This window comes from Streptomyces inhibens (assembly GCF_003389455.1).
GTDB classification, from domain to species: domain Bacteria; phylum Actinomycetota; class Actinomycetes; order Streptomycetales; family Streptomycetaceae; genus Streptomyces; species Streptomyces inhibens.
The window spans coordinates 1-1,307 of record NZ_QUAC01000282.1 but is presented as its reverse complement, the minus strand read 5'-3'; the positions used below and the strand labels follow the sequence as shown (position 1 = coordinate 1,307).

The 1,307-nt window shown below is 76.4% G+C and carries 1 protein-coding gene; it reads right to left on the bottom strand.

What is annotated here, in order from left to right:
• Positions 1-130: 130 nt before the first annotated feature.
• Positions 131-1,307, bottom strand: a 1,177-nt coding sequence (locus DY245_RS32885) for a thiamine pyrophosphate-dependent enzyme (protein WP_147318387.1), incomplete at its 5' end; no start/stop codon positions are given.

Sequence of the window (1,307 nt, the reverse complement as noted above, 5' to 3'; positions counted from 1 at the left end):
GGCCCCACCCCGGCTCCCCCCGGGCCGGTGGGGGCCGGGCCACGCGAAGAATTCCCCGCGGGACACAATGCCGCGCCGTCGTGGCGGGAGCTCCCTCCCACCACGACGGCGCGGCACGCACGGCGTACGGCTAGGCGTCTTCCCGCTCCGGGAAGTCTCCCGCCGAGCCGCTCATCCCCGGCGGGGTGTCGGCGAGCGCGACCGCCACCTCGACCACGGCGCAGGTCCCGGCGGCGACCTGCCGCCAGGCGGCCGTCAGCGCCGGCTCCAGCTGGTCGGCGTCTGTCACCCGGCCATAGCCCAGGCCATAGGCGCTGGTCAGACCCTCGGTGCCGGTCGGGCGGGAGGTGGTGAAGGCGAACCGCGAGCCGGTTCCGGAGACCCGGTCGAGGTTGGACTGCAGCCAGCCGTAGCCGCCGTTGTCCAGGACGACGTAGAGGACGGCGGCGCCCGCGTCGGCGACGGTGGGCAGTTCGCCGCGGAAGAGGTTGAAGGCTCCGTCGCCGACCACCGCGACCACCGGCCGCCCGGTCGGCTCGGCCAGCCGTACGCCCACCGCGGCGGCCGCGCCGAAGCCCAGCGGCGTCTGCTCGCTGGGCACCACGGAGCCGCCTTGGGACCCCAGCGACCAGTGCGGGAAGAAGTACGACCACATGTCCTGGAGGCCGTTCTCCTGGACGAGGACCCGGTCCGCGGGGACGACACGGTCGAGTGCGTCCAGCACCCGGGCGACCGGCACGGCTCCCTCGGGCGCGTGCTTCCCGGCCTCCTCGGCACGGTCCGCGGCGCGCCCGGCCAGCGCGGCCCGCACCGTGCGGACCCGCTCCGGCCAGTCGCGCGGCGGCCGGCGGTCGGCCAGCAGTCCCGCCCAGCCGTCCACGATCCGTCCGGCGTCACCCAGGACATACGCCCCGGGCCGCTCCATGACCAGGCTCTCCTCGCCCAACACGGCCTGTACGACCGGGAGTTGCGCCGCCTCGTCCGGCCAGCCGAAGGTGGCGGTCTCCTCCAGCCGGCTGCCCAGCGCGATGACCAGGTCGGCCTCGCGCCACAGGGCGTCCATCGGCGCGACCGTGTAGAGGCCGCTGACGCCGCAGTACAGGGGGTGGTCCTCGGCGACCGTGCCGCGGCCGGAGGCGGTGCTGAAGATGCCGGCGCCGAGCTGCTCGGCGAAGTGCTCGATACGGCGGCCGTCGTTGCGGTGCCGGGCGCCGCCGCCCACCAGCAGCAGCGGCCGCTCGGCGGCGGCGATGCGCTCCGCGGTGGCCGCGAGCGCGTCCTGGTCGGGGGCCGGCCGCTGGGGCGCG